The 523-nt window shown below is 40.7% G+C and carries 1 protein-coding gene and 1 pseudogene; both read right to left on the reverse strand.

Features of this window, described 5'->3' with window-relative positions; all coding sequences use genetic code 11:
* Nucleotides 1-52: 52 nt before the first annotated feature.
* On the reverse strand, nucleotides 53-325 hold the full coding sequence (locus tag ACKQAD_RS20265; RefSeq protein ID WP_409161758.1) for a recombinase family protein: 273 nt from the start codon (nucleotides 323-325) through the stop codon (nucleotides 53-55).
* Nucleotides 326-367: 42 nt separating this feature from the next.
* Nucleotides 368-505 (reverse strand): annotated as a pseudogene (locus tag ACKQAD_RS20270) (hypothetical protein); the annotation flags it as partial.
* Nucleotides 506-523: the final 18 nt, after the last annotated feature.

Consider the following 523-nt stretch of genomic DNA (forward strand, 5'->3'; position numbering starts at 1 on the left):
TTTTTTAAGTCATTTTAAATGACTCTGAGGTGTCTAACAAACCAATAGCGATTCAATCAAGGCTGTAAATGATTAGACAGTTACCATCACCAATTCGGCCTTGCTCTACCTCACTAATAAACTTCGCAAGTTGACCGATTTCAACATTCTTTAAACCATATGCAGATACCCCCTCATCTTTCCAAACGATGGGTTCACCATTGAACAAATGACTCTTTCCCTTTATGTACTCACGTATTCTTGCTTCTTGTTCATCTAAACCGGAGCCTTGAACCTGATTTGCTTTCGATACCCGAATGTATATATGAGGTTTTAACCCTGACATAAAACAACACCTTAAAGGCAATTAACTGGTGTGTGAAATGTTACCTAATACCACCGTTTCCGCATTGCGCCATAAAAACAGTACCCGCTGCGTGGTGGACATCTGGCGAAAAATGCACTCCTCAACGGCCAAATTAAACCAGGGATCGGCTTTGTTGAATAAATCGAACTTTTGCTCAATCTCAGGATCAGATCACGC

The sequence above is a fragment of the Pectobacterium artocarpous genome, from assembly GCF_046159765.1.
In the GTDB taxonomy this organism is placed as follows: Bacteria; Pseudomonadota; Gammaproteobacteria; order Enterobacterales; family Enterobacteriaceae; genus Pectobacterium.

Excerpts from the sequence above, each read along its gene's own strand:
- ACKQAD_RS20265 (WP_409161758.1), bottom strand. The coding sequence starts at position 325 with ATGTCAGGGTTAAAACCTCATATATACATTCGGGTATCGAAAGCAAAT.